Source organism: Streptomyces sp. NPDC058464, from assembly GCF_042721035.1.
In the GTDB taxonomy this organism is placed as follows: Bacteria; Actinomycetota; Actinomycetes; order Streptomycetales; family Streptomycetaceae; genus Streptomyces.
On record NZ_JBHXMA010000015.1, the window covers coordinates 135,236 to 159,437 of the forward strand.

General features: G+C 72.2%; 20 protein-coding genes and 1 riboswitch. Of the genes, 2 read left to right on the plus strand and 18 right to left on the minus strand.

What is annotated here, in order from left to right:
* Positions 1-81: 81 nt before the first annotated feature.
* From ACFWPQ_RS21150 to ACFWPQ_RS21225, 16 genes are all read right to left on the minus strand, one after another.
* Positions 82-876 carry an ABC transporter ATP-binding protein gene (locus tag ACFWPQ_RS21150; protein WP_384036682.1) on the minus strand — a complete coding sequence of 265 codons (795 nt, stop codon included), beginning with the start codon at positions 874-876 and terminating at the stop codon, positions 82-84.
* Between the two features lie 13 nt (positions 877-889).
* Positions 890-1,864: a FecCD family ABC transporter permease gene (locus ACFWPQ_RS21155; protein WP_384036906.1), complete on the minus strand. Its 975-nt coding sequence runs from the start codon at positions 1,862-1,864 to the stop codon at positions 890-892.
* Between the two features lie 62 nt (positions 1,865-1,926).
* On the minus strand, positions 1,927-2,967 hold the full coding sequence (locus tag ACFWPQ_RS21160) for an ABC transporter substrate-binding protein (protein ID WP_384036685.1): 1,041 nt from the start codon (positions 2,965-2,967) through the stop codon (positions 1,927-1,929).
* 90 nt (positions 2,968-3,057) lie between these two features.
* Positions 3,058-7,302: an amino acid adenylation domain-containing protein gene (locus ACFWPQ_RS21165; protein WP_384036688.1), complete on the minus strand. Its 4,245-nt coding sequence runs from the start codon at positions 7,300-7,302 to the stop codon at positions 3,058-3,060.
* Positions 7,299-7,544 carry a phosphopantetheine-binding protein gene (locus tag ACFWPQ_RS21170; RefSeq protein WP_384036690.1) on the minus strand — a complete coding sequence of 82 codons (246 nt, stop codon included), beginning with the start codon at positions 7,542-7,544 and terminating at the stop codon, positions 7,299-7,301. The genes ACFWPQ_RS21165 and ACFWPQ_RS21170 overlap by 4 nt, the downstream gene beginning before the upstream one ends.
* Positions 7,545-7,580: 36 nt before the next feature.
* Positions 7,581-9,146, minus strand: coding sequence for a long-chain-fatty-acid--CoA ligase (locus ACFWPQ_RS21175; protein ID WP_384036693.1), 1,566 nt, complete (start codon positions 9,144-9,146; stop codon positions 7,581-7,583).
* A 15-nt stretch (positions 9,147-9,161) separates the two neighbouring features.
* On the minus strand, positions 9,162-9,659 hold the full coding sequence (locus ACFWPQ_RS21180; protein WP_384036696.1) for an FcoT family thioesterase: 498 nt from the start codon (positions 9,657-9,659) through the stop codon (positions 9,162-9,164).
* Positions 9,656-10,546: a TauD/TfdA dioxygenase family protein gene (locus tag ACFWPQ_RS21185; RefSeq protein ID WP_384036699.1), complete on the minus strand. Its 891-nt coding sequence runs from the start codon at positions 10,544-10,546 to the stop codon at positions 9,656-9,658. Before ACFWPQ_RS21185 ends, ACFWPQ_RS21180 begins: the two co-directional genes overlap by 4 nt.
* A 47-nt stretch (positions 10,547-10,593) precedes the next feature.
* A complete protein-coding gene (locus tag ACFWPQ_RS21190; protein ID WP_384036702.1) occupies positions 10,594-10,836 on the minus strand; it encodes an acyl carrier protein in 243 nt (80 codons plus the stop codon).
* The gene (locus ACFWPQ_RS21195) at positions 10,833-11,882 is read right to left on the minus strand and encodes a beta-ketoacyl-ACP synthase III (protein WP_384036705.1); all 1,050 of its coding nucleotides are present in this window, start codon (positions 11,880-11,882) and stop codon (positions 10,833-10,835) included. Before ACFWPQ_RS21195 ends, ACFWPQ_RS21190 begins: the two co-directional genes overlap by 4 nt.
* A gap of 88 nt (positions 11,883-11,970) precedes the next feature.
* Entirely contained in the window at positions 11,971-13,335 is a 1,365-nt protein-coding gene (locus ACFWPQ_RS21200) for an MFS transporter (RefSeq protein ID WP_384036708.1), read from the minus strand.
* 233 nt (positions 13,336-13,568) lie between these two features.
* Positions 13,569-14,321 (minus strand): aspartyl/asparaginyl beta-hydroxylase domain-containing protein, encoded by a 753-nt coding sequence (locus ACFWPQ_RS21205; protein WP_384036711.1) that lies wholly within the window; start codon positions 14,319-14,321, stop codon positions 13,569-13,571.
* Positions 14,322-14,585: 264 nt separating this feature from the next.
* Entirely contained in the window at positions 14,586-15,107 is a 522-nt protein-coding gene (locus tag ACFWPQ_RS21210; protein ID WP_384036714.1) for a copper chaperone PCu(A)C, read from the minus strand.
* Positions 15,104-17,365 carry a heavy metal translocating P-type ATPase gene (locus ACFWPQ_RS21215; RefSeq protein WP_384036909.1) on the minus strand — a complete coding sequence of 754 codons (2,262 nt, stop codon included), beginning with the start codon at positions 17,363-17,365 and terminating at the stop codon, positions 15,104-15,106. Before ACFWPQ_RS21215 ends, ACFWPQ_RS21210 begins: the two co-directional genes overlap by 4 nt.
* Before the next feature lie 53 nt (positions 17,366-17,418).
* Complete coding sequence (locus ACFWPQ_RS21220) at positions 17,419-17,694, minus strand: hypothetical protein (protein ID WP_384036717.1); 276 nt, start codon at positions 17,692-17,694, stop codon at positions 17,419-17,421.
* A gap of 141 nt (positions 17,695-17,835) precedes the next feature.
* Positions 17,836-18,930 (minus strand): HoxN/HupN/NixA family nickel/cobalt transporter, encoded by a 1,095-nt coding sequence (locus tag ACFWPQ_RS21225; RefSeq protein WP_384036719.1) that lies wholly within the window; start codon positions 18,928-18,930, stop codon positions 17,836-17,838.
* A 27-nt stretch (positions 18,931-18,957) separates the two neighbouring features.
* A riboswitch (cobalamin riboswitch) is annotated at positions 18,958-19,176 on the minus strand.
* An 80-nt stretch (positions 19,177-19,256) separates the two neighbouring features.
* Here ACFWPQ_RS21225 and ACFWPQ_RS21230 point away from each other — a divergent pair.
* Positions 19,257-19,616, plus strand: a complete 360-nt coding sequence (locus ACFWPQ_RS21230; protein ID WP_384036722.1) for an ArsR/SmtB family transcription factor — start codon at positions 19,257-19,259, stop codon at positions 19,614-19,616.
* A 7-nt stretch (positions 19,617-19,623) separates the two neighbouring features.
* Here the strand turns inward: ACFWPQ_RS21230 and ACFWPQ_RS21235 are convergent, their stop codons facing one another.
* Entirely contained in the window at positions 19,624-20,841 is a 1,218-nt protein-coding gene (locus tag ACFWPQ_RS21235) for an MFS transporter (protein WP_384036725.1), read from the minus strand.
* Positions 20,842-21,060: 219 nt separating this feature from the next.
* On the opposite strand from ACFWPQ_RS21235, the gene ACFWPQ_RS21240 reads away from it, so the two are divergent.
* The gene (locus ACFWPQ_RS21240) at positions 21,061-23,706 is read left to right on the plus strand and encodes a glycosyl hydrolase (RefSeq protein ID WP_384036728.1); all 2,646 of its coding nucleotides are present in this window, start codon (positions 21,061-21,063) and stop codon (positions 23,704-23,706) included.
* 38 nt (positions 23,707-23,744) lie between these two features.
* Here ACFWPQ_RS21240 and ACFWPQ_RS21245 read toward each other — a convergent pair whose 3' ends face one another.
* Complete coding sequence (locus tag ACFWPQ_RS21245) at positions 23,745-24,086, minus strand: acetyl-CoA synthetase (RefSeq protein ID WP_384036731.1); 342 nt, start codon at positions 24,084-24,086, stop codon at positions 23,745-23,747.
* Positions 24,087-24,202 lie beyond the last annotated feature (116 nt).

Genomic DNA, 24,202 nt, shown 5'->3' on the forward strand with positions numbered 1-24,202 from the left:
GCCGCAGCGGCCAGCCCGCTGACCTCCTGGGGCGCGGCCCGGGCCGTCGGCTCCTGGCCGCCCGGCGCCCGCCCCCGTGCGTCACGCCTCCACCGGTGCTCGCTCCCGGGCCAGCGGCTCGGCCGCGTAGGTGATGCGCACGACACCGTCCGCATGGCGTTCCGTACCGCCTCGGACGCCGAAGACGTCGCGGAGGAGATCCGGGGTCAGGACGTCCAGGACGGGACCGGCCGCCGCCACCGCGCCCTCGTGGAGGACGACCAGGTGGTCGCAGAGCCGGGCGGCCAGGTCGAGGTCGTGGAGGACCGCCAGGGTGGTGATGCCCGTGCTGCGGATCAGGGCCAGGAGCTCGAACCGGGCGCGGATGTCGAGGTGGTTGGTGAGTTCGTCGAGGACGAGGAGCCGGGGCCGTTGGGCCAGGGCGCGGGCGAGCAGGACGCGTTGGCGTTCGCCGCCGGAGAGGGTGGTGTAGTCGCGGTCCGCGAACGGGCCGACTCCGCAGCGGGTGACCGCCTCGGCCACGGCCTCGCGGTCCTCGGTGCCGTCCCGGCCCATCAGGCCGTGGTGGGGAGTGCGGCCGAGGGCGACGATCTCGGTGACGCTCAGACCGGTCGTCGTACCAGCGTCCTGGAGGACGGCCGCGGTGCGGCGGGCGGCGGTGCGCGCGGAGAGGTCCCACACGTCGTCGCCGCCCACCCGGACCACTCCCCCGGCCGGGCGCAGGGAGCGGTAGACCGTGCGGAGCAGGGTGGACTTTCCGCTGCCGTTGGGGCCGACGAGTCCGACGACGTCTCCCTCGGCGGCTTCCAGGGTGACGTCGCGGAGGATCGGCTTGCGGTCAAGTGTCACGGCCAGCTGGTCGACGGTCAGTTTCATGCGGTGGTCTGTTTCATATGGTGTCCAGGCCCTTGTTGCGGCGCAGCAGCCACAGGAAGAAGGGGGCGCCCAGAAGGGCGGTGAGGATGCCGAGCGGGAGTTCGTCGGGGCGGGTGAGGGTGCGGGAGAGGAGGTCCACCAGGACCAGGTAGATCGCGCCCAGCAGGGCGGTCAGGGGCAGCAGGCGGCGGTGGTCGGCGCCCACGGTCAGCCGGATCAGGTGGGGAATCATCAGGCCGACGAAGCCGACCCCGCCCGCGACGGCGATGACGGTGCCGGTGAGCAGTGCGCTGATGACGAGCAGGACGGCCCGGAGCCGGTGGACGTCCACGCCGAGCGCGGTCGCGGACTCGTCGCCGGCCAGCAGGGCGTTGAGGCGCCGGCCGAACAGGGTCAGCAGGACCGTGCTGGTCAGGACGACGACCGTGACGGCGGGCAGTTGGCTCCACTGGGCGCCCGCGACGCTGCCGAGCATCCAGAACATCACCGTCCGCAGCTCGGTGGGGGTGGCGAGCAACTGGACGAAGCTGGTCATCGACAGCAGGACGTAGCCGACCGCCACGCCGGCCAGCACCAGCCGGGTCGGGGCGAGCCGGCCGCCCCGCTGTCCCAGGGCGAAGACCAGCGCCCCGGCGGCGAGCGCGCCCACGAACGCCGCACCCGAGACGCCGAGTCCGCCCAGCCCGGCGAGCGCGGCACCGCCGAGGGTGATGACCAGGACGGCGCCGAGCGAGGCGCCGTAGGAGAAGCCGAGGACGACGGGGTCGGCGAGGGGGTTGGAGACCAGGGTCTGCAGCACGGCCCCGGCGACGGCGAGGCCCGCGCCGACGAGGGCGGCCAGGGCGACGCGGGGTGCCCGGAAGGTCCACACGATCTGGTCCAGGGCGGGATCGCCGGTGGCGCCCCGTCCGGTGACGTGGTGCAGGAGGATGCCCCACACATCACCGACCGGGATGTTCACCGCGCCGATGCTCACCGCCACCACCATGACGGCGACGAGCACGACCGGCAGGACGGCGAGTCCCAGCCCGCTCAGGACCTTCGGCGCCTTCAGAACTTGTCGGGGTGCAGCATCTCGGCGATCTTCTGCACGGCCAGGTCGTTGCTCGGGCCGAGGTACATCGAGTCCGAGAGCGCTGCGTACGTGTTGTTCTTCGCGGCCGGCCACTGGGGGAACTCCTTCAGCAGTTTCCTGGCGTAGGCCGCCGGGTCGGGGTCGTTGTAGCCGATGACGACGAGCGCGTCGACGTCGGTGGCGGCCGCCTTCTCCTTGCTCAGGTCGGCGAAGGAGGTCGTGGAGGCGTTCTCGAAGGCGTTGGTGCCGCCGGCCTTGGCGAGGATGTCGTTGTAGATGCCCTTGGCGACGACCGAGCTGAAGTCGTTGCCGCCCATGGCCATGTTGGAGAACAGGACCATGACCTTGGGCTGCCTCTCGCCCGCGACCTTGGCGGCGACCTCGTCGATGTGCTTCTCCGACGCGGCGACGAGCTTCTCGGCCCGGGCGCTCCGGTCGAAGACCTTCCCCATGTCGCGCAGCAGCGTGTAGCTGTCCGCGATGGTCATCTTCGAGGTGTCCTGGTCGCAACCCTGCGGCGAGACATAAGTGTTGGCGCCGACCTGCTGGAGCTGGTCCCGGGTGGCGAAGCCGTTCTTCTCGTCGAAGCCGTACGACGTCGTCGACAGGACCAGGTCCGGGCGCAGCCCGATCATCGCCTCGCGGGGGATGTCGTAGGCGTCGTTGAGCTTCACGTCGCCGGTGGGCAGCTTCTTGATGGCGGCGGCGCGGCCCGCGACCTCGGACATCCCGTAGCTCTGCTGGTTGGCGACGATGCGGTCGCCGAGGCCGAGGGCGAGCAGGGTGGAGACCTCGGCGACGGAGGCGCCGTTCATGACGACGACGCGGCCGGGTTCCTTGCTGAACTTCTCGGACTCGCCGCAGTTCGTGAGGGTCACCGGATAGCCGGACTCGGCGGCCGCGGCGGACGCGTCGCCCACGGCGCCGTCCGCTGTGCCGGTCGAGGAGCCGCATGCCGCGGTGACCAGACAGAGGGCGCCGGCCAGGGCGATCGCGGCCGGCCGTTTCTTCGACATGCAGACTCCTTGTTGCGGGGCGTTCGTGAGGTGTCGGGTTCTGTTGCAGTAGTCGGAGGGCGCCGTCGGCGAGTTCCCTGAGATTCCCGACTACGGTGCGTGGACGGCGAGATGGTCATGTCCCCGGGCGGGCGCGGGGAGCGCCCCGCTGCTGACGCAGTGGTCGAGGTAGCGGAAGACGAGGTCCCGGTCGGCGGGCGGGCAGCTGATGCCGCTGCCGCGCAGGCCGTCGGCGACGTGCTCGGCACGGATGTGTCCCAGACGAAGGTCGACGTCGGTCGTCGTGTCCCAGGCCTCGAAGAAGGCGAGGATGCTCCGTGCCGCGTCGGAGGGGCCCGAGCGCGGTAGTTCGGTCCGCCACCGGGCCAGCGGCAGGCGACGCAGCTCGTAGCCGTACTCCCCGAGCCAGTCGTACACGTCGCTCAGCCGCACCGGGGCGGTGGCCGCGTGGTTGAAGACGGTGGCGCCCGTGGGCCGCCTGCCGAGGCAGAGGTGGACCAGGGCCCGGGCGACGTGGTCGACCGGCGTCCAGATCTCCTCCTCGAGCAGCTCGGGGACGATGCCGGCGGGGATCCCGGCGCGCAGCACGCTCCACAGGAAGTCCCGCTCGTTGACGTATCCGGTGGCGGCCGGGCCGACGATCCGGCCGAGCCGGTGCACGGTGACCGGCAGGCCCCGCTCGGCGGCCTGTTCCAGCAGGCGTTCGGCGGCCCACTTGGACTGCTGGTAGCCGAACCGCAGTCCCGGGTGGGGCGGCAGGAACGCCTCCGGTACCTCGGGGCCGAGGGTGAGCGGTTGGGCCACGGACAGGGTCGACACGAGGTGCAGGGGCGTCGACCGTACGGCCGCCATGCGCAGCAGGGTCCTGGTGGACTCGGTGTTGGCGGCGCGGAGGGTGGCGTACTCGCGCATGATGCTGACCGTCGCGCCGTTGTGGAGGATCGCACCGCAGGTGCGGGCGAGGTCCGTGAACCGCGCCTCGTCCAGGCCGAGTCGGGGGCGGGCGAGGTCGGCGGGGAGCGCCTTGACGCGAGTACGTGCCGTGGCCGGAAGGTCGATCAGGTGTGTGTACAGGGCCCGGTCGAGGCGTGCGGCGGCCTCGGCGGGGCTCGCGGCCCGGACCGGGCAGACGACCTCCGCGTCGGTGGTCGTGAGGAGTTCGGCCAGCAGGTGGACGCCGACGAAGCCGGTGGCACCGGTGAGCAGGATCCTGTCCGGTGCCCCGGTCGCGCGGGGGCCGTCGCCGGGGCGGATGTCGGGGTCGAGGACGGAGTCGGCGATCAGGGCGGCCGGGAGACCGGGGGCGGCCGGGTCGTCCTGCTGCTCCAGGTGGCGGGCCAGCCCGGCCGGCGTCGGGTGCTGGAAGAGCCAGGCGACCTTCACGTCACGGCGCAGTTCCACGCCGAGGCGGTTGGCGACCTGGATGGCCTGGAGGGACTGGGCGCCCAGGTCGAAGACGTCGTCGCGGGCGGAGACGGCGGGCACGCCGAGCACCTGTCGCCAGACGGCGGCGATGGTGCGCTCCAGCCCGCCGTCGGACGTCGGACCGGTCGTCGTCTCCGCACGGGGCGCAAGAACGGCGAGCGCCTTCCTGTCGGTCTTGCCCGAGCTGGTCAGGGGCAGCCGGTCCAGGAACTCGACGGCCGCCGGGATCATCGCGGCCGGAAGCGTCGACCGGAGGTGCTCCCTGATCAAGGCCACGGCAGGGGTGGCCTCGGCCGGGACGACGTATGCGGCCAGCCGCCGCGTCCCGTCCTCCAATACCTGTCCTACGACGGCGGCGGCGCCGATCCCCGGATGGGCCAGCAGCGCGCTCTCGACCTCGGCCGGATGCACCCGATGCCCGCTGATCTTGAACTCGGTGTCCGAGCGCCCGAGGTGGCGCAGTTGCCCGTCGTCACCGATGCGTACGAGGTCGCCGGTGCGGTAGGCGCGGGGTGCTCCGGGGAGTGCGTCGAGGGGGGCGAAGCGGGCGGTGTCCGGGAGGTCGGGGCCCCGGTAGCCGACGGCCAGGTTGTCGCCCAGGAGGTGGAGTTCGCCGTCGACGACGGCGGCGCGGGTGCCGGGGAGGGGCAGGCCGATCGGGACGTCTCCCGGCGCGAGGGCGGGGTCGTGGAGGTCGGCGACGGTGGCGACCACGGTGGCCTCGGTCGGGCCGTAGGTGTTCAGCAGCCGCACCGAGGTGCCGACGGACCCGCGCCAGCGGTCGACGCGTTCCGGGAGGGCCGCCTCGCCTCCGATCACGACGGTCCGCACTCGCGTCGGCAGGGTGGCGGTGCCGGTCGAGACGGCGTAGGCCAGTTCGTGCCAGTAGGCGGTGGGAAGGTCGAGGAGGCTGATCCGCAGCCGTGCGCAGGCGTCCAGGAAGGCGGGGACGGAGTCGGTCATGTCGTCGGTGCGGACGACCAGCGTGGCGCCCGCGCACAGCGTGAGGAAGATCTCCTCGACGCTGGTGTCGAAGTGCAGGGGGGCGAACTGCAGGACTCGGTCGGCCTGTTGGAGGCCGTAGCGGTGGGTGGCGGCGGCGACGAAGTGGGCGAGGGCGCGGTGGTCGATCTCGACGCCCTTGGGGCGTCCGGTGGAGCCCGAGGTGTACAGGACGTAGGCGAGGTCGCCGGGTGCCGGTGAGGCCGGGTGGACGGTGTCCGGTCCGGGGTCAGGGGTGTGGAGGTCGGCGGGCGTGAGGACGAGCGAGGGCCGGGCGTCCGCCAGCAGCTCCGACCTGCGTGCCGGGGGTGCCGTCGGGTCGAGCGGGCAGTAGGCGGCGCCGGAGAGCAGGACGCCGAGGACGATGGTGACCGCTTCGATGCCGCGGGGCAGGTCCACGGCCACCAGGTCCCCGGGACCGGCTCCTCGGGCGGCCAGTCGGCGGGCGAGGTGGCGTGCCGAGCCGAGGAGTTCGGCGTACGTCACGCTGCGCCCGTCGTGTTCGACGGCCACGGATCCGCCGCGCCGGGCGGCCTGGGCGGCGATCAGGTCGAGGACCGGGCGGGCGGGGCGCGGCAGCGGTCCTCCGTCCAGGACCGGCACGGTCGCACGCGCACGCAGGTCGCCGAGCGGGCGGTCGGGTGCCGCGACGGCCGCCCGGAGCAGGGCGAGGAGCCCCTCCTGGAACTCACCGACGTCGGCCTCGTCGTAGAGGTCGGGGTTGGCGTCCACGGCGATGCGCAGTCCCGCGCCCTCGGAGCGGTCGTAGACGTTGACGGCCAGGTCGTCGACGGGTCCGGCGGAGACGTTGTGGACGGTACTGCGGTGTCCGGCGAACCGCAGGTCGTACGCGAACGGCATGATGTTGACGCCGGGTCCGGACAGGCGTCGCTGTCCGCCGAGGAGCCTGAGGTCCCGGCGCAGTTGCTCGTAGCGGTAGCGCTGGTGGGGCAGCCCGGCGCGGAGCTCGGCCGAGACCCGGGCCGTGAGGGTGCGCGGGGTGTCCGACGCGGTGACACCGACGCGCAGGGGCAGGATGTTGCGGACCATGCAGGGGACGCGCAGGGAGACCGAGCCGAGGCGGCCCATCGCGGGCAGGCTGAGGACGATCTCCGGTGCGCCGGTCAGGTGGTGCAGACGGGCGGCGGTGACGGCGAGGACGACCTCGGACCAGGTGGCCCTGAGTTCATGGGCGACCGCGCGCAGGGACTCGGTCTCCGCCGGGTCCAGGTCGACCACCCGCCGGTGAGAGGTGCGCGCGGGCAGGGCGGTTCGACCGGCCGGGGTCGCCACCGGCGGCCGGTCCGCGTACCGGTCGGCCCAGTGGGCGCGGTCCTCGGCGAAGCGGGGCGACTCCCGGTAGGCGCGTTCCTCCTCCCGGACGGAGGCCAGGGTGCCGAAGCCGTGTCCCGGTACCGGTTCCCCTTCCGCCAGGGCCGTGTAGACCTGCGCGACCCGGTGGGCGACCAGCGACAGGCCGAAGCCGTCGAGGGCGATGTGGTGGACGCGGTGGTACCAGAGGTACTCCTGCGGTGCGATGCGCAGCAGGGCGTGGCCGAAGACGGGGTCGCGGGTGAGGTCGACCGGGCGGGCGAGGTCCTGGTCCATCCAGGCCAGGGCCGCCGCGCGCGGGTCGGGTCGGGAGGTGAGGTCCGCGAGGTGCGGGTGCCGGCCGTCGGCCGGGGCGGGCGTCTCCCAGGGGCGGCCCTCCGCGTCCACGACGTAGGCGACGTTCAGGGCCTCCGTCTCCGCGACCACCCGGTGCAGGGCGGCGGCGAAGACGGCGGTGTCCACCGGCCCGTCGATGTGGACGTACTCGGCCGTGTTGTAGGCGGGGCTGTCCGGGTCGAGCAGCTGGCCGGTCCAGATGCCCTCCTGGGCGGCCAGCAGCGGACGGCGCACGGTCACGGGGTCGCCTCCTGCCCTGCGGAGAGGAGCCGCCACCACTGGGCGAACGAGGTGCACTCGGCGAGCTCGAGGAAGGTCACGTCCACGCCGGCCGCCCGCCAGCGTTCCACGAGGGTGGTGACGCGCAGGGAGTCCAGTCCCGCGTGGAGGGGGTGCTCTTCGAGGTCGACTTCGTGGGGCTGCTGGTACAGGAACTCCGCCAGGTCCGCGCGGAAGCCCTCCAGCGTGAGGGGAGCGGTCATGTCGTCATCTCTCCGGTATCTCTCCGGTGGGGGCGGTCAGTTGACCTTGCGCGCGGTGTCGCTCCAGAAGCAGTCGCGCAGTTCGCGGCGCAGGATCTTTCCGCTGGGGTTGCGCGGGACGCTGTCGATGAACTCGTAGCGGGCGGGCAGCTTGAAGCCCGCGAGCCGTGGCACGAGGTAGGTGTGCAGGTCCCGGGGGCTGGGCCGCTGTCCGGGGTCCGGGACGACGAAGGCGTGCACGTACTCGCCCCAGCGTTCGTCGGGGGCGCCGACGACGACGGCCTCCGCGACGCCGGGATGGCCTTCGAGTACGTTCTCGATCTCGGCCGGGTAGACGTTCTCCCCGGCGACGAGGATGGCGTCCTTGATGCGGTCGCGGATGAAGACATAGCCGTCCTCGTCGACGAAACCGGCGTCTCCGGTGTGGATCCAGCCGTCGACGAGGGTCTCGGCGGTCCTCTCGGGCAGCCCCCAGTACTCGACCATGCGGGCGGGCGTGGCCAGGCAGACCTCACCGACCGCGCCGGGCGGCAGTTCGTGCCCCTCGGCGTCGATCACCTTGCTGCGCACGCCCGGATACGGGTGCCCCGCGGCCTGCATGAGGGGCCCGCCGGGAACGTGGGCGGCCGGGGGCAGACAGACGGCGGTGTTGCCGGTCTCGGTGAGGCCGTAGATCTGGGCGAACTCGCAGTCCAGGACGGCGAGGCTCTCCTCCAGCAGGGCCTCGGAGATCGGGGAGCCGCCGTAGACCGTCTTGCGGAGGGTGGTGAAGTCCTCGGCGGTGACCCCGGGTTCGGTCAGCATCATGCGGAGCATGGCCGGGACGACGCAGGCGGTGGTGATGCCGAGGTCGCGGATGAGGTCGACGGCCTGACGGGCGGCGAAGGCGCGCATCGCGACGACGGTGGTGCCGGCGTTGAGGTTCTGGGTGGCCCACCACAGGCCGCCGATGTGGAAGCCGGGGATGCCGACGAGCGCGATGTCGCCGACCCGCCAGTCGATCCAGTCCAGGTTCTCGCTCGCCAGGGCGTCGCGGATCGCGAAGAAGCTGCGGTGGGCGAGGACGACGCCCTTGGGCAGGCCGGTGGTGCCGCTGGTGTAGAGCTGGGCGACGGGGGTGTCCGGGGTGGCGACGCCGTCCGGCAGGTCCGTCTCCGGGTGAGGTGCCTTCCAGGCGGCGAAGGACTCCCCGAGCGTGACGATCGTCTTCGGAGGCGCGGTCGGCATCTTCTCGACGATCGGCGCGAACTCGTCCTCCAGGAACAGCAGTCGGGTGCCGGAGTCCTGGAGGATGTGGCTGACCTCGGGTGCGGTGAGCCGCCAGTTCACGGGTACGAGGACGGTGCCGCTCTTGGCGCAGCCGAAGAGGATCTCGTAGTAGTGCTCGGACTCCTTGCCGAGGTAGGCGACCCGGTCGCCCGGCACGAGTCCGGCGGCCTGGAGGGCGTGGGCGATGCGGTTGCTCTCGTGGTGCAGTTGCGCGTACGTCAGGGTGCGGCCCTCGCAGCGGACCGCGGGGGTGGTGGGCCGGTGTGCGGCGTGGAAACCCGTGGTCTGGACGAGTGTCCGGAGCTCCGGGTGGTAGAGCCGGTCCGTGGTCATGTAACTCGCCTCAGGTCAGGGGATGTTGACGATCGCCAGAGTCGCCTCGCCGTCACAGCGGCCCGATTCCGCGTCCCAGTAGCGGAAGACGGTCTCGGCGCGCAGGAAGGGGCTGCCGCCGGCCGGGGCGCGCCGGGTGACGGACCGGAACTCCATCTCCCCCGAGAATGCCCGGGGGTTGACGGGCCGCCGGAAGTTCGAGGCGAAGCGCGCGATGAGAATGTCCGGCAGCTGGTGCCCGAAGAAGTCGTCCAGCGTCCAGTCGGCGAATCCCGTGCCCAGCCCGTCTTTCACGGACTTGGCGACGAGGTAATACATCATCTGGTTGTAGCAGATGTTCACCTCGACGGAATTCAGGTGGCCGGTGTCGTCGATGTAGCACGACTCGGGAATCGCGAACTCGCAGCGGGCGGAGGCCCGGTCGTCCGTCTCCGTCACGAGGGCGGAACGCAGGTACTTGCAGTGGTCCTTGTACGGCGCCAGTACCTGCGCCAGCAGAGGTTCGTCCGTCATGCCGCCCTGATCCCGTCGTGCAGCCTGCGTTCGTCGTGCACGGTGACGCGGAACGAGACGGTCGGCTCGGGTGTGGTGGTGTGCCGGGCCCGGTGGATGAGACTGCGGTTGTCCCAGACCAGCAGGTCGCCCTGCTCGAAGCCCTGCAGGTGGATGTTGTCGTGCTCGAAGGTCTCGTCGAGCTGGCCGGTGGCGTCGAACAGTCGCTTGAGCAGCTCCTCGTCGAGCGGATGGCCGTCCTCGTCCTCGATGCCGACGGTGAACCCCTCGCTGACGTAGAGGACGGTCTCGCCGGTCATGGGGTGGGTGAAGGTGGTCGGCTGGCGGACGGCCGGGGTCTTGCGCTCGACCTCGTCGATGACCTCGGAGAGGGGGCGGTAGACGTCGTGCGGCCGGATCTTGAAGTACTTGCGCACGGAGTGCCGGCAGTACGTGCCGACGATCTCCTTCCTCAGTTCCCCGGGCAGCTGCTCGTACGCCCGGCCCATGTCGATGAAGTACGTGCCGCGGTTCTTCTCCGGAATGACCTGGGGGTGGATCAGGGTGATGCCGAAGGGGTCCGGCATGAACTGGTAGTCGGCGTGCCAGAATTTCCCGGTCTTCGGTACGCCTATCTGCCTGCCGTTCTCCGGCACGTTGGAGGAGACGAATATCTCCGGGACCTCCGGATGCTTGTACATCGGCTCGTAGTAGGTCTCCGGGCGGCCCAGCAGCTTGCCGAGTTCGAGGAACTCCTGGGGAGAGAGGTCCTGGCCCTTCAGTACGGCGATCTTCTTCGTGTAGACGGTGTTCTTGAGCGCGTCGATGTCGGCGGCCGAGGCGGTCGTGTGGTCGAAACCCTCGACCGTGGCACCGATGGACTTGCCGAGTTGTTCCTTGATCTGCACGGCTGTGCTTCCTTTCGTGGGGCGGGGCGGTCCTTCGTGGAACGGGTTCAGACAGCCGCCTGCCGGGCGTCGATGAGTCCGGCGATGTCGGCGAGCGTGCGGTCGGGCTGGAGTTCGTCGTCGCCGACCGGCACTCCGAGGTCGCGTTCGATGCGGATGCTGATCTCGACCGTCGTCAGCGAGTCGACGTCCAACGCACCGAGGGTCGCCCCGGGCCGGATCCGGTCGGCGGGAGCGTCATGCACCTTGCGCAGGATCTCGACGAGTCGCCCGTAGGTCGTGTCGCTCATGGCGTGGTCCGTTCTGGTCGGGGGAGCATGGGCCAGGTCAGGAGGCAGGAACCCCAGGTGAGACCGCCTCCGAAGGCGGTGAGCAGGAGCCGGTCACCGGGCTTGAGCACCTGACTGTCGGCAGCGTCGGCGAGGGCGAGCGGTATGGACGCGGCACCCGTGTTGCCGACGGACTCGACGTGGGTCACGCAGCGCTCCCGGGGCAGCCCGAGGTCGTCGGCCACCGAGTGCAGGATCCGCAGATTGGCCTGGTGGGGTACGAAGTGGTCGACGTCGTCGGTCTTCCAGCCGGCCCGGGACAGCGTGGCGCGCGCCGACTCCGCCATCCGGGTCACCGCGTGCCGGTAGACCTCCTTGCCGCGCATGGCGAAGTGCCGTTCCCCGCGGCCGGGTTGGCCCGGGCTGGACCGCTGTCTGGAGCCGCCGGCCGCGACCCTGATCAGGTCCTCCTGACCGCCGTCGCTGCCGAGGTCGAAGTGCCCGACCGCGCCGGGCTCGTCGGGATGCCCGGCGCGCAGCACGACGGCCCCGGCGCCGTCCCCGAAGATGATCGCGTTGGCACGGTCCAGCGGGTCCACGATCGTGGAGTAGGTGTCCGCGCCGATGAGCAGGACCCGTTCGGCGACGCGGGCCGCGATCAGACCGGCGGCCGAGGCGAGGCCGTAGACGAAGCCGGTGCACACAGCACCGACGTCGAAGGCGGCGGCCCCCGCCAGCCCCAGACGTGCGGCGACCGCGGGCGCGGTGGCCGGGCAGATGTGGTCCGGGGTCGTGGTGGCGACGACGACGGCGTCGACGCCGTCGACCGCGGCCGAGGCCGAGGCGAGGGCCCGGCGGCCGGCTTCGACGGCCAGGTCGGAGGTGGCCTGTCCCGGGTCGATGACGTGCCGTTGCCGGATCCCGGTCCGGGTGCGAATCCATGCGTCGGAGGTGTCGAGCCGCCGTGCGAGGTGCTCGTTGGTGACCACACGGGACGGCACCAGACCGGCGAGCCCGCACAGGACGGCGGCCGGAGGGGCGCAGGAACCGGCGGCGGTGGGGGACATGGGGATTCTCCTGGCATGGCAGAGGACGGGCCGGGCGACCCGGACGCGGAGAGGAAGGGAACTGCGAGGGGAACCTGGGGGCAGAGGCCTAGGAACTACTGGGCCTGCTGGTTCTGTGCAGAGCGAGCAGCGCCAGCGCACCGCATCCGATCCCGCCCGCTATGACGAGGACGGCGGTTCGGAGGCCGTCGAGGAGCCCTGGGCCGGAGGCGCTCTGCCCGACGCCGCCCGCGACCGCGACCAGTACGGCGAGGCCCACCGCGCCGCCCACCTGGAGGGTGGTCGACGCCATGCCGGAGGCCACGCCCTGGTCGCCGGGGGCCACCCCGGCGGCCGCGGCGATCCACATCCCGGTCCATGCCGCCCCCTGGCCGAGCCCCAGCAGCACGATCCCGGGCAGGAGCCGGGCGTACGAGCCGTCCGAGGTGAACGCCAGGGCGAGAGCCGCGGCTCCGGCCGCCCCCGACGCCATGCCGCCCAGCAGCATGCGGCGCATGCCGAACACGGCCACGGCCCGCTCTCCGGCCTGGGTACCGACAGCCACCACGACGGCGGGCACGAGGAACGCGAACCCGGTCGCGACGGCGCTGTAACCGTGGACCGTCTGGAAGTACAGCGTCAGGAAGTACGGCACGGAGCTGAACGTCGCGCTGAACAGAGCGGTCACCCCCATCGCCCCGAGCAGGCCGCGGTGGGCGAACAGCCGTGCCGGCACGAGCGGATCACGTGCCCGCCGCTCCACGAAGGAGAAGAGGGTCAGCAGCACGGCGGACAGCACCGCGCTCGCCACGGCCGTGGGCGTGTCCCAGCCCTCCGCCGGCGCGTGCACCAGGAGGAACACCACGAGGGTGACTCCACCGGTGGCGGTGAGCGCGCCCGCCACGTCGAAGCGCCGGGCGCGGTCCCGCGGTCCGTCCGCCGGGAAGAGCGGCACGGCCGCCACCGCGAGGGCCGCTGCCACCGGCACGTTGACGAAGAACACCGAGGGCCAGCCGAACGCCTCGACCAGGACTCCGCCGAGGAGGGAGCCGAAGCAGAGTCCGCCTGCTCCCGCCGCGCCCCACACCGCCAGGGCCCGGTTCCGGGCGGGCCCCTCGTCGTAGAGGGTGTTGATCAGGGACAGGGTCGCCGGAAAGAGCAGGGAGCCGCCGATGCCCTGGACCGCCCGGACGGCGACCAGGACGCCGGGCGTCCCGGACAGACCGCCCACGAGGGACGAGCTCGCGTACAGCAGCGCCCCGGCGACGAACGTCCGGCGCCGGCCGAGCAGATCCGCGGCCCGGCCGCCCAGCAGCAGGAAGCCTCCCGTGGCCACGACATAGGCACTGACCACCCATTGCAGGTCGTGGTCGGAGAAACCGAGGCCGGCGCCGATGCCGGGCAGGGCGACGTACACGATGTTGTAGTCGAGGGAGATGACGAGCTGCGCCAGTGCGAGAACCAGCAGGGCCATCGCCGATCACCTCCTCGGGAGACGGAAACAATGAAATTCCCACGGCCGGGAATTCCACTGGGCCGATCATTTTCGGTCCGTAACCTAGCAGCCCGGATCCGGCTTGTGAATCCCCGACTTTTCTATGAGAGATTCCCTCTTCCGGATTATCGGGGCAGCGCTGGGAACCGACAGTCGACGACTGCCGGGTACGCCAGACAAAGGAATTACCGGACGGAATTCCAGAATCCGATTCAGCCCTCCCCCATCGACCGCCGGATCCCGGTGATCAGCGCGACCAGCGCCCGGCGCTCCGGAAGGGTGGTCTCCGGATGCCAGAGGTCGATGAGCAGGCAGGTCCGTGGGCGAATGCCCAGGTTGCGGGCCTCATGCTCGAAGGAGTAGTCGAAGAGCAGGCACTTTCCCTCTTCCCAGGAACGGGTCTGTCCGGCGACCGTGATGCTGCACCCGTCGGGGATGTCCACCGCGAGATGCAGGTTGATGCTGAAGTTCCACAGATCGCAGTGCGGGTCGATGACGGCACCTGGCAACAGGGTGGAGAAATGGCATTCAAGGAGGGGGCATATCTTATCCGTGTCGACAGCGGTTTCCTTCACCACGCGATAAGCGGTGGGAGCGGTGGTGGCGGACTCCGCCACGAGACCTCCGCCGCGAAAGAGGTAGAGGGCCTGCCAGTTGTCCTGGCGGGTCAGATAGTGCTCGTAGTCCGAGAAGACCTCCCGGCGCTCCGCCCATGCGAAATTCAGTTCCTCCTTGATCGCCCGATGGTCCGCCTCGAGCGCTGAGACGACCGGAGCGAGTTCGGCGTGGACGTACGGATCGTGCCAGGGTGTGGGCGAGAGCCCCGGCAGGATCCACTTGGCGGCCTTCTGCGACGGGTGCCGTTCGCTCCCGCCCGGCTCCAGCATCCGCTCGACCCGGGCAAGCGAGTCCGCGCCGTACTCGGCCCTGATCGCGGCGAAGGCGTTCGCCATCTCCGGTGTCATGCGGGCCGCCGGAGACGGTCGGCCGGCTGCGTCCAGGACGTGTCTCTGCGTTCCACGTGTGCCGAACCACCTTCGCCCGAAGTTCCGCGCCCCGGCCCGCCGACCCCACACGGTGGTCGGCAGGTGCCGGGCTGCGCTGTCGAACCAGTAGTCGGACGCGGACGGCGTCGAGTTCCCGGCCGTTCGGTCAATTTCCTTCTGCGCGGCCGAAGTCGGGTGCCTCCCGGCGGGGCGGGTGACCCGCTCGGCGCCGGCTCTCCCGGGCTATCCGCTCTGTCCGGGGCCGACCACCACCGTGAGCGTCCGCACGGCCCCGCTGTGCTCGAAGTACAGGGTGAACGGCACGAGGTCGCCCGGCTGCCAGTCCGTGTTCGCCGGAACGATCACGTCAAGGCCGTCCGGGGACATCGCGAGGCTGTCGCCGGCCTCGACGGCCACCGACCCCACCGTCTGCGCGTAGGCCGAGCGGCTGCCGGTCATGCGGTGCCGGCTGAGGGTGACGGCTCCGTCGACCTCGGCGGACGCCACCTTCACCAACCGGTCCGCGGAGCCCCCGCTGTTGGTGATCCGGAAGAAGGCCGCCGTCTCCGCGGCACCGGCGGACGGCAGCTGGACGCGCCCTTCGGCGACCGTGATCCGGGCCGGGCTGCCGGCGTTGCCGTGGACGGTCCACGCGCTCAGCCCCGCCAGGGCGAGGACGCACACGGCCACGGGCGCGAGCGCGGCGAGCAGGGTGTCGGTGAGCCGGCGCCGGGTCGGCCGCCAGAGGCCGTCGGCCGTGGTCATCGGGTGGACCTCCTTCGGGCCGCGGGCGCGGGTTGCCATCCGCGCAGCCGCAGGCTGTTGGCGACGACCAGCACCGAGCTGGCCGACATCGCGGCGGCGGCGAGCATGGGGTTGAGCAGGCCGACCATGGCGAGCGGCACGGTGACGAGGTTGTAGCCGAACGCCCAGACGAGATTGGCCCGGATGGTGCCCAGCGTGCGGCGGGCCAGCCGTACCGCGTCGGCCAGGGCCTCGATGTCCCCGCGGACGAGGGTCACGTCGGCGGCGCCGATGGCCACGTCGGTGCCGCTGCCCATGGCGATGCCGAGGTCGGCACCGGCCAGGGCCGCGGCGTCGTTCACTCCGTCGCCGATCACCGCGACCCGGTGGCCCGCCTCCTGGAGGTCGCGCACGAGGGCTGCCTTGTCCTCGGGGGTGCGGCGGGCGTGCACCTCGTCGATGCCCAGGACGGCGGCCACGGCCCGGGCGGGCGCCTCCCGGTCACCGGTGGCGAGCACGGGCCGTACGCCCAGGCGCCGCAGCTGGTCCACGGCCCGGTGGCCACCGGGTCGTACGACGTCACCGACCTCGATCAGCGCCTCCGCGACGCCGTCCACGCGGACCAGGACCGGCGTGTGCGCGGCGGCCTCCGCGACCGCCAGCGCCTCCGCCAGAGCGGCGGGCAACTCCTCGTCCGGGGCGAGGACTTCGACCAGCTGCCCCTCGACCCGGCCACGCACCCCGGTTCCCGGCAGGGCACGGAAGCCGTCGGCGGCGGGGAGCGGGACCTCGGGCAGCTCCCGCCGGGCGTACGCGGCGACGGCCCGCCCCAGCGGATGCTCCGACCCCCGCTCGACCGCCCCCGCCAGCCGCAGCACCGCGTCCCGGCCCAGCCCGCCCGGTACGGCGGTGACCCGGGCGACGGTCATGCGGCCGGAGGTGAGGGTGCCGGTCTTGTCGAGGACGACGACGTCCAGGTGCTGCAGCCCCTCCAGGGCCTGCGGCCCCCGGACCAGGACGCCCAGTTGGGCGCCGCGCCCGGTGGCGGCCATGAGCGCGGTCGGCGTCGCCAGTCCCAGCGCGCACGGGCAGGCGACGACGAGGACGGCCACGCACGCCGTGATCGCGGACTGCGGATCGGCCCCGGCACCGAGCCAGAACCCCAGCACCGTGACGGCCAGCGCGAGCACGACCGGCACGAAGACGCCCGCGACCGAGTCGGCCAGCCGCTGCGCCTTCGCCTTCCCGGCCTGCGCCTCGGTCACCAGCCGCGTGATGCGCGCGAGTTGGGTGTCCGCCCCGACGGCGGTGGCCCGTACGAGCAGCAGCCCGCCGGCGTTGACGGCCCCGCCGACCACCGCCGAGCCCGGCCCGACCTCGACCGGTTCGCTCTCCCCGGTGACCAGGGACAGATCCACCGCCGAACTGCCCTCCACCACCAGGCCGTCGGTCGCCACCCGCTCGCCCGGCCGTACGACGAAGACCTGCCCCACCCCCAACTGCTCCACGGGGACGAGCAGTTCGGTGCCGTCGTCCGTGCGCACCGCCACCTCCCTGGCGGCCAGCCGGGCCAGCGACCGCAGCGCCGCCCCGGTCCCGCGCCGGGCCCGTGCCTCCAGGTACCGGCCGGCCAGGACGAACAGCGGTACGCCGACAGCCGCTTCGAGGTAGATGTGCGCGACGCCGTCCGAGGCGGCGGGCACGAGACTGAACGGCATCCGCATCCCCGGATCGCCGGCGCCACCGAAGAACAGCGCGTACGCCGACCACGAGAAGGAGGCCACCACCCCCAGCGACACCAGGGTGTCCATGGTCGCCGCGGAGTGCCGCAGCCCTCGCACCGCCCTCGTGTGGAACGGCCACGCGCCCCACACCGCGACCGGCGCGGCCAGCACGAAGCACAGCCACTGCCAGTTGCGGAACTGCCATGCCGGGACCATCGACAGCACCAGGACGGGCACGGCGAGCAGCGCCGTGATCAGCAGCCGCTCCCGCTCCCGCCGGGCGTCCGCGGCCTCCCCGCCCGCGGCCTCTGCGTCCCCCGCCCCCAGATCCGCCGCCTCCCCGCCACCCGTCTCCGCGCGCCGTCGCTCCTTCGGCCGCTCGGGCAGGGCAGCGGTGTACCCGGCCTTCTCGACCGTCGCCACCAGCTCCTGCGGGCTGATCTCCACCGGGTGGCTCACCCGGGCGCGCCCGGTGGCGAGATTGACGGTCGCCGTGACGCCGTCCAGCCCGCCCAGCTTCTTCTCGACGCGCCTCACACAGGCCGCGCAGGTCATGCCGCCGACGGCCAGGTCCGTGGTCACCAGAACGGTGACGGACTCCGCGCCCGTCACCGACCGCTCCCGTGTCCGCCGCCCATGTTCATGTCGTCCATGCCCGTGCCGTCTCCCCCGTCGCCACCGCCACCACCGACGCCGTCCGTTCCGCCGGCGCCCGCTCCGGTGCCGTGCATACCGGGCGCCACCGGGCCGGAGGCCGTTCCGACGGCGTACGACACCGTGAACATCAGCGCCAGCAGCAGAAGGAAGCCGCAGAGCGCGGGCGGTGGCGCGGACCTTCGCACCACCGCACCTGCCCCTGAGGGGGATTGCCGGGACTCGTTCATCAACCGTGTCTCCAGGTCGCAGGGCACGGCTTCGGCCGAATCGAGCCGTGCTGCATCAGAGGTCGGTCGGGACGGGAGGTGAGTTCCCGGAACGGACGAGGCCGTGCCGTGACGCACGTCACCGGTTCACGCGGCCGGGCGTCAGCCGCCCTCGGCCGGCCGGGCCGCCCACCGCTGCTCCACCTTGGCCAGCCGCCAGTACGCGACCGCCGCCGCCCACACCGCCACGAACAGGCCGACGATGAGATAGCCCACGTTGTCCAGGTCGAGCCCGGCGATCCAGCCGGTCACGGCGTCGGTCAGGTCCAGCTTCTCGTGCAGCACGCCCACGAGCTCGATGGTGCCGATCAGGAAGGCGACGGCGATGGACAGACCGGTGATGGTGAGGTTGTAGAACACCTTGCGGACCGGGTTGGAGAACGCCCACTGGTAGGCGAAGTTCATGAAGGTGCCGTCGAGGGTGTCGAACAGGCTCATCCCGGCCGCGAACAGCAGCGGCAGGCAGAGCACGGCGTACCAGGGCAGCCCGGCCGCCGCCCCCGAGCCGGCCATCACCATCAGCGTGACCTCGGTGGCCGTGTCGAAGCCGAGGCCGAAGAGGAAGCCGAGCGGGTACATCTGCCCCGGGCGGGTGATGGACCTGGTGAGGCGCCCGAGGATGCGGTTCATGAACCCCCGGGAGTCCAGGTGCTGTTCGAGCGCCCGCTCGTCGTACGTCCCGGCCCGCATCGCCCGGAACACCCTCAGGATGCCCGCCAGGGCCACGAGGTTGAGTGCGGCGATGACGTAGAGGAAGGAGCCGGAGACGGTCGTACCGATGACCCCGAGCGTCTGGTGCGTTCGGGAGTCGTCGTTCATGAGGGTGCCGGCGACCTGGGCGCCGCCCGCCACCAGCGCGGCCATCGCGACGACCACGCTGGAGTGCCCGAGGGCGAACCAGAACCCCACCGACACCGGCCGCCTGCCGTCCGCCATCAGCTTGCGGGTGGTGTTGTCGATCGCGGCGATGTGGTCGGCGTCGAAGGCGTGCCGCATGCCGAGCGTGTAGGCGGTGACGCCGAGCCCGATGCCGAACGCCTTGGAGCCGATCTCGTAGTGCCCGGGGACGACGAGCAGGAAGAGGATGCCGAAGGCGGCGACGTGCAGGGCGGCGATCACCGCCATCAGCCCGGCGGTCCTCAGGGTGTCCTCCCGCCGCCAGCGGAAGGCGGCAGGCCTGGTCTCGGGCAGGGTCATACGGTCACGCTCCAGCACCTCGTGGATCACTTCGTGAGATGCCGTGGCCGGTCTCCTGGCTTACGGGGTGGTGCGTGTCCGTCCGGCCTTCCCATCCGCCCGTGGGCGGACAGTGACCGTGCACAACGTGCCCAGCTGGGACGGAGACTCCCCGATCACAGTGGCGAGGGCCGCTCCGGCCTGAGCCCCCCTGAACTGCGAGGGCCGTCACCGGTCTTCCCGAACACCACGGCCTGCCCACCGTAGGTGCGCCCGCCCGTCCCTGCAAAGCTGCGCAGCCGCGCAGGTATCCAAGATCACATCCGGTCACCTGCGAGGATGACCCCATGCACCTCGTCCCCGCCGAGCGCGCCGACCGCCGCACCATCGACGGCCACCGGGTCTGCGACGCGATCGCCGCCATCGGCGAACCGAGCCACGTCCACGCGTGGGCCGAGCGGTTCTCCCTGCTGGCCGACCCCGGACGCCTCGCCCTCCTGCTGGCCCTGCACGGGACCGGCCCCCTGGCCGTCTCGGACCTCGCCGTCGCGACCGGCATGAACGACCCGGCCGTCTCCCAGGCCCTGCGCCTGCTGCGCGCCGCCGGCGTCGTCGCGGGCGAGAAGGAGGGCCGGGTCGTGCGGTATCGCCTCGTCGACCCGGTCGCCGCCGACCTGCTCAAGCACTGCGCCCCCGACCCCGGCTGAGCCACGATCAGGGTCGCGCCTTCGCCGGCCCGCCGACCGTCAGCAGGACGAGGGCCAGCACCTGAACCGTCACGACCACCGCGATCAGCGCCGGGATCGACACCCCGTAGAGGGCGCCGATCAGCGCGCCACCCGCGAGGCTCGCCGCGCCGACCACCCCCGCGAAGACGCCGTAGGCCGTCGCGCGACGCCCGGGCGGCACCAGGTCGGCGACCGTCGCCCGCAGCGTGGACTCCTGGATGCCCATGGCCGCGCCCCACACCAGGGAGCCGAGCACGGCCACCGTCACGGTGTCCGCGAACGCCAGCATCGGGACGGCGGCGGCCAGCACCGGCAGGGCGACCAGCACCCGCGCGCCGACCCGGTCGTACAGCCAGCCGGTCGCCAGCGCGGCGAGGGCGTCGACGGCCATCGCGGCGGCGTACAGCACGGGTACCCAGGCCGCCGTCATCAGGTGGTGCTGGACGAGGTGGTAGGAGAGCACGCCGAAGGTGGCGAAGCCGGCGGTGGTGGCGGCGGTGAACGCCGCGTACGTCCAGAACGCGCGGGGCAGGCGGCCCTGGGGCGCGGGCTCGTCCGCGGAGACGGCGGCCTCCCGCTCGTACGCCGCCGGATCGGGCACGCGGGCCCGCAGCCACACCAGCACACCCAGCACCGCGACTCCCGGGACGGCGAGCACGCCGAGCGCCGGCCCGTAGTCGTCGCCGGTGAGCGCGAGCACGCCGGCCACGACGAGCGGGCCGATCAGTGCGCCGACCTGGTCCATCGCCTCGTGGACGGCGAAGCCGCGCCCGCGCCCGGTGGCGGCGGTCGCGTGCGACAGCAGGGTGTCCTTGGCGGGTGAGCGCACCGCCTTGCCCACCCTCTCGGCGATCACCAGCGCGCAGGCGGCCCAGAGCACACCGACCGCGCCCAGCAGCGGTACGGAGATCACCGTCAGCGCGTACCCGGCGATCGTCAGCCCCCAGAAGCGGTGCGTGCGGTCCGCCAACGGCCCCGAGACCAGCCGCAGTCCGAGCGCCGCCGCCTCGCCCGCACCCGTCACCACACCCACCACCAGTGCCGACGCCCCCAGCGAGGCCAACAGCGGTCCGGTGATCGAGCGGGCGCCCTCGTACACGAAGTCCGCGAGCAGACTGACCGTGCCGAACCACACCACGAACCGCCAGGGCCGCATCCGGGCCGGTGCTGCCGGGTGGGCCGCCGGGGGCTTCGGGGCTGTCATGGGCGTACGTCTCCTCGTCGCGGACGCCACCGGTTCCGGTACGTCCGTGCCGCCCATCATCCTCCGACCCGTTTCCCGGCGGCGGCCGGCCCTCCTCCCCCCCCCCGGGGACCTGAAATGACAGGTTCCAGTCAAGGCCTGCCCAAGTTCCGGACACGCCCTCCCGCCCGTGATCGGGTCCCAGCGACGGCCGTACGAAAGCCCGTTTGGGAGGATCCGGTGTCAGCACCAACCCGAAGAAGACGATGGCTCACGACCTGTGCCATCACCGCAACCGCCGCACTCGTCGCGCTCCCCGCAGGCGCCGCGTCCGGCCAGAACAACACCCCGTTCGGCGCCCGCGCACTCGCCCGGCTCGCCGCCGAACGCACGCAGTCGGTGGGGTCCGTCGCCCCCAAGGTGACAGCCGAGGACGATGACGACGGCAACGAGGCCGACGAGATAGCCGAAGGCGCGGACCAGTACGCCGAGGCCCGCACCTCGCCCGGCATCGTCGCCCCCGGCGCCTACGGCGCCGCCTGGACGGATCTGAGCAACCTGCCCAGCACGGGCGGCAGTTGGCGGAACATCACGGACCTGCCGTACAACTCCGACGACGCCCGCTACCGCGACATCGACTCCAACTCCAGCGGGGGCTCGGGCAAGGTCACGGGCCGGATGGCGGCCATGGCCGCGGACGACCACGGATACGTCTACGCGGGCAGCGCGGGCGGCGGCGTGTGGCGGTCCCGGTCCGGCGGCGGGCACTGGCAGCCGATCAGCGACCGGCTGTCCTCCCAGTCCACCGGCGCGCTGGCGCTGGACGGGGCCGGCCGGCTGTGGCTGGGCACCGGCGAGGCCACCACCAACGCGGACGCCTACCTCGGCAGCGGCGTCTACGTCCTGTCCGACCCGCACCACGGCACCTTCTCCGCCCGCAGCCGGGTCGGCGGCGACGAGCTGGAGTCCACCACCGTCCACGAGCTGCGCTTCGGCGGCGGCAAGGTGTGGGCGGCGACCAGCGAGGGGGTCTGGAGCCACTCCACGAAGACGCTCAAGGGCGCCTGGAAGCTGGAGTTCGCGCCCAACCCCGACTATCTGCCGGGCGGTTCGCTCGCGAGCGACCCCTCGGCCGCGTACAAGAACATCGCCAACGACATCGCGATCGACCCGAAGGACCCGGGCAGGGTGGTCCTCGCGGTCGGCTGGCGCAGCGGTGACGACTACAACGGCTTCTACACCAAGGACGCCGGCGGCACCTGGACGCGTATCACCAGCGGACTGGGCGACCTGCCGGCCGACCCGGACGACGTCGGCAACGTCACCTTCGCCCGCTCCGCCGACGGCTCGCGCTATTACGCCGTCGACCAGTCGCCGGAGCAGCTGAACACCAACCCGGACAGCGGCCTGGAGGGCATCTACGTCTCCAAGTCCGGCTCCCCCACCGGCCCCTGGACGAAGATCGCCGACTACCAGGGCCTGGCCGCCGACGGCTCGGCGCTGACGACCAGTGGCTACATGCCGGGCGTGCAGGCCTGGTACAACCAGTTCCTCACCGTCGACCCGGCGAACGCCGACCACGTCTACGCGGGCCTGGAGGAGGTCTACGAGACCAAGGACGGCGGCTCCACCTGGTCCACCGTCGGCCCGTACTGGAACTTCTCCTTCCCCTGCTGGTCCATCGACCCGGCGAAGCAGACCGGCGACTGCAGCCAGACCACCCACTCCGACCAGCACGGCGTGGCGATCGGCAGCTACCACGGCAGGAGCTTCGTCTACGTCGGCAACGACGGCGGCGTCTACAAGCGCCCGGTCGACGGCTCCCAGGACGCCTCGGGACACGCCACCGACTGGACCTCCCTGAACGACGGCACGATCGACACGCTCCAGTACTACTCGGTGGGCGTCGGCAAGGACCTGACCTACGGCGGTGTCTCGGTCACCGGCGGCCTGCAGGACAACGGCCAGTCGATCCTGCGCAGCAACGACACCGTGATGGGCTCCGACTTCGGCGGCGACGGCGGCGACACCCTCACCGACCCGGCCAACGGCTGCAACCTCGCGGAGGAGTACGTCTACCTGGCGATCCAGGTGACCCAGAACTGCGCGGTCAACGACGGCAGTTGGATCACGGATGCCACCAAGGCCACCTCCTACGACGTCGCCCCCGCGGACAACGCCACCGGCGAGGCCCGCTTCATCGCCCCGCTCGCGGCCGACGCGAAGAACCCCGCGACCTGGGTCGCCGGCGGCCGGCACATCTGGGTGCAGACCCATGGCTATGCCATCCGCAGCGGTGACGAGTGGAAGAGCGTGTACGACCTCGGTGCCGGCCGCACCGCCACCGCCGTCGCGGCCTCGGGCGGCAAGGTCTACGCGGCCTGGTGCGGCCCCTGCAACAACCAGGGCTTCGCCCGCGGCATCTCAGTGGGTAATGCGGACGGGAGCGGCTGGCACGACATCACCCTCCCCGTGGACGGGACGGTACCGAACCGCTACCTGAGCGGCTTCGCGATCGACCCGAAGAACGCCGACCACGTCTACCTCGCCGTCAACGGCTTCTCCCGGCACTGGACGGAGGGCCCCGGCGCGGGCGTCGGCCATGTCTTCGAGTCCACCGACGGCGGCACCACCTGGAAGGACATCTCCGAGAACCTCCCCGACGTACCGGCGAACTCCGCGGTCGTCACCCCGAACGGCGGCCTCGCCGTCGCCACCGACCTCGGCGTCGTCTACCGCGCCCCGGGGCGCACGCAGTGGGAGCGCGTCGGTTCGCTCCCCGCGGTCGCCGTGCTCCAGCTGAAGCCGGGCCCCGACGGCAGCACCCTGTACGCCGCCACCCACGGCCGCGGCATCTACACGATCAAGATGCGCGGCCGCGGCTGACGCAGCGGCACGACGGGGGTGACCCGGACTCCTCCGGGTCACCCCCGCTCCGGGTACGGCACCACGTTCACGTCGAGCGTGAAGGCGACCCGCGCCGCGCCCGCCACGTCCGGCGCCTTCGCCGTCACGGTGACCACGGTCCTGCCGCCCCGGGTGCCGGCGCAGCGCAGCGAGGCATGGGCGGTGCCGTCCGCGTCCAGCCGCCATCCGGAGGCCACGGCGAAGGCGGGCGCCGAACTCCGCACACCTGTCCAGCGCTTGTCGTCGACACGGGGCTCCAGGAGGAGCGACACCACGGTTCCGGGCCGCACGCACAGCTCCCGCCGGGGCGCGTCCCCCGGCGCCACGGCGACCTCCGCGTGTCCGGCGACCGTCCCCACCCCGGCCGACGGGGTCCGGGCGCGCGCGGGCGGGCGAGGTGCTCCGTACGGATGGTCGTGGTGGGGGTCTTGGTGAATTCAGCGTGTCCCGGTCGGGCGCTCACGGGGTGAGCAGT

What these genes read in the sequence shown, in the direction of transcription:
- ACFWPQ_RS21155 (WP_384036906.1), bottom strand. Translation starts at nt 1,864, where the DNA reads ATGGTGGTGGCGGTGAGCATCGGCGCGGTGAACATCCCGGTCGGTGAT.
- ACFWPQ_RS21235 (WP_384036725.1), bottom strand. Translation starts at nt 20,841, where the DNA reads ATGACAGCCCCGAAGCCCCCGGCGGCCCACCCGGCAGCACCGGCCCGG.
- ACFWPQ_RS21225 (WP_384036719.1), bottom strand. Translation starts at nt 18,930, where the DNA reads ATGACCCTGCCCGAGACCAGGCCTGCCGCCTTCCGCTGGCGGCGGGAG.
- ACFWPQ_RS21180 (WP_384036696.1), bottom strand. Translation starts at nt 9,659, where the DNA reads ATGACGGACGAACCTCTGCTGGCGCAGGTACTGGCGCCGTACAAGGAC.
- ACFWPQ_RS21160 (WP_384036685.1), bottom strand. Translation starts at nt 2,967, where the DNA reads ATGTCGAAGAAACGGCCGGCCGCGATCGCCCTGGCCGGCGCCCTCTGT.
- ACFWPQ_RS21215 (WP_384036909.1), bottom strand. Translation starts at nt 17,365, where the DNA reads ATGACCTGCGCGGCCTGTGTGAGGCGCGTCGAGAAGAAGCTGGGCGGG.
- ACFWPQ_RS21195 (WP_384036705.1), bottom strand. Translation starts at nt 11,882, where the DNA reads ATGTCCCCCACCGCCGCCGGTTCCTGCGCCCCTCCGGCCGCCGTCCTG.
- ACFWPQ_RS21205 (WP_384036711.1), bottom strand. Translation starts at nt 14,321, where the DNA reads ATGACACCGGAGATGGCGAACGCCTTCGCCGCGATCAGGGCCGAGTAC.
- ACFWPQ_RS21220 (WP_384036717.1), bottom strand. Translation starts at nt 17,694, where the DNA reads ATGAACGAGTCCCGGCAATCCCCCTCAGGGGCAGGTGCGGTGGTGCGA.
- ACFWPQ_RS21170 (WP_384036690.1), bottom strand. Translation starts at nt 7,544, where the DNA reads ATGACCGCTCCCCTCACGCTGGAGGGCTTCCGCGCGGACCTGGCGGAG.
- ACFWPQ_RS21150 (WP_384036682.1), bottom strand. Translation starts at nt 876, where the DNA reads ATGAAACTGACCGTCGACCAGCTGGCCGTGACACTTGACCGCAAGCCG.
- ACFWPQ_RS21230 (WP_384036722.1), top strand. Translation starts at nt 19,257, where the DNA reads ATGCACCTCGTCCCCGCCGAGCGCGCCGACCGCCGCACCATCGACGGC.
- ACFWPQ_RS21175 (WP_384036693.1), bottom strand. Translation starts at nt 9,146, where the DNA reads ATGACCACGGACCGGCTCTACCACCCGGAGCTCCGGACACTCGTCCAG.
- ACFWPQ_RS21200 (WP_384036708.1), bottom strand. Translation starts at nt 13,335, where the DNA reads ATGGCCCTGCTGGTTCTCGCACTGGCGCAGCTCGTCATCTCCCTCGAC.
- ACFWPQ_RS21210 (WP_384036714.1), bottom strand. Translation starts at nt 15,107, where the DNA reads ATGACCACGGCCGACGGCCTCTGGCGGCCGACCCGGCGCCGGCTCACC.
- ACFWPQ_RS21190 (WP_384036702.1), bottom strand. Translation starts at nt 10,836, where the DNA reads ATGAGCGACACGACCTACGGGCGACTCGTCGAGATCCTGCGCAAGGTG.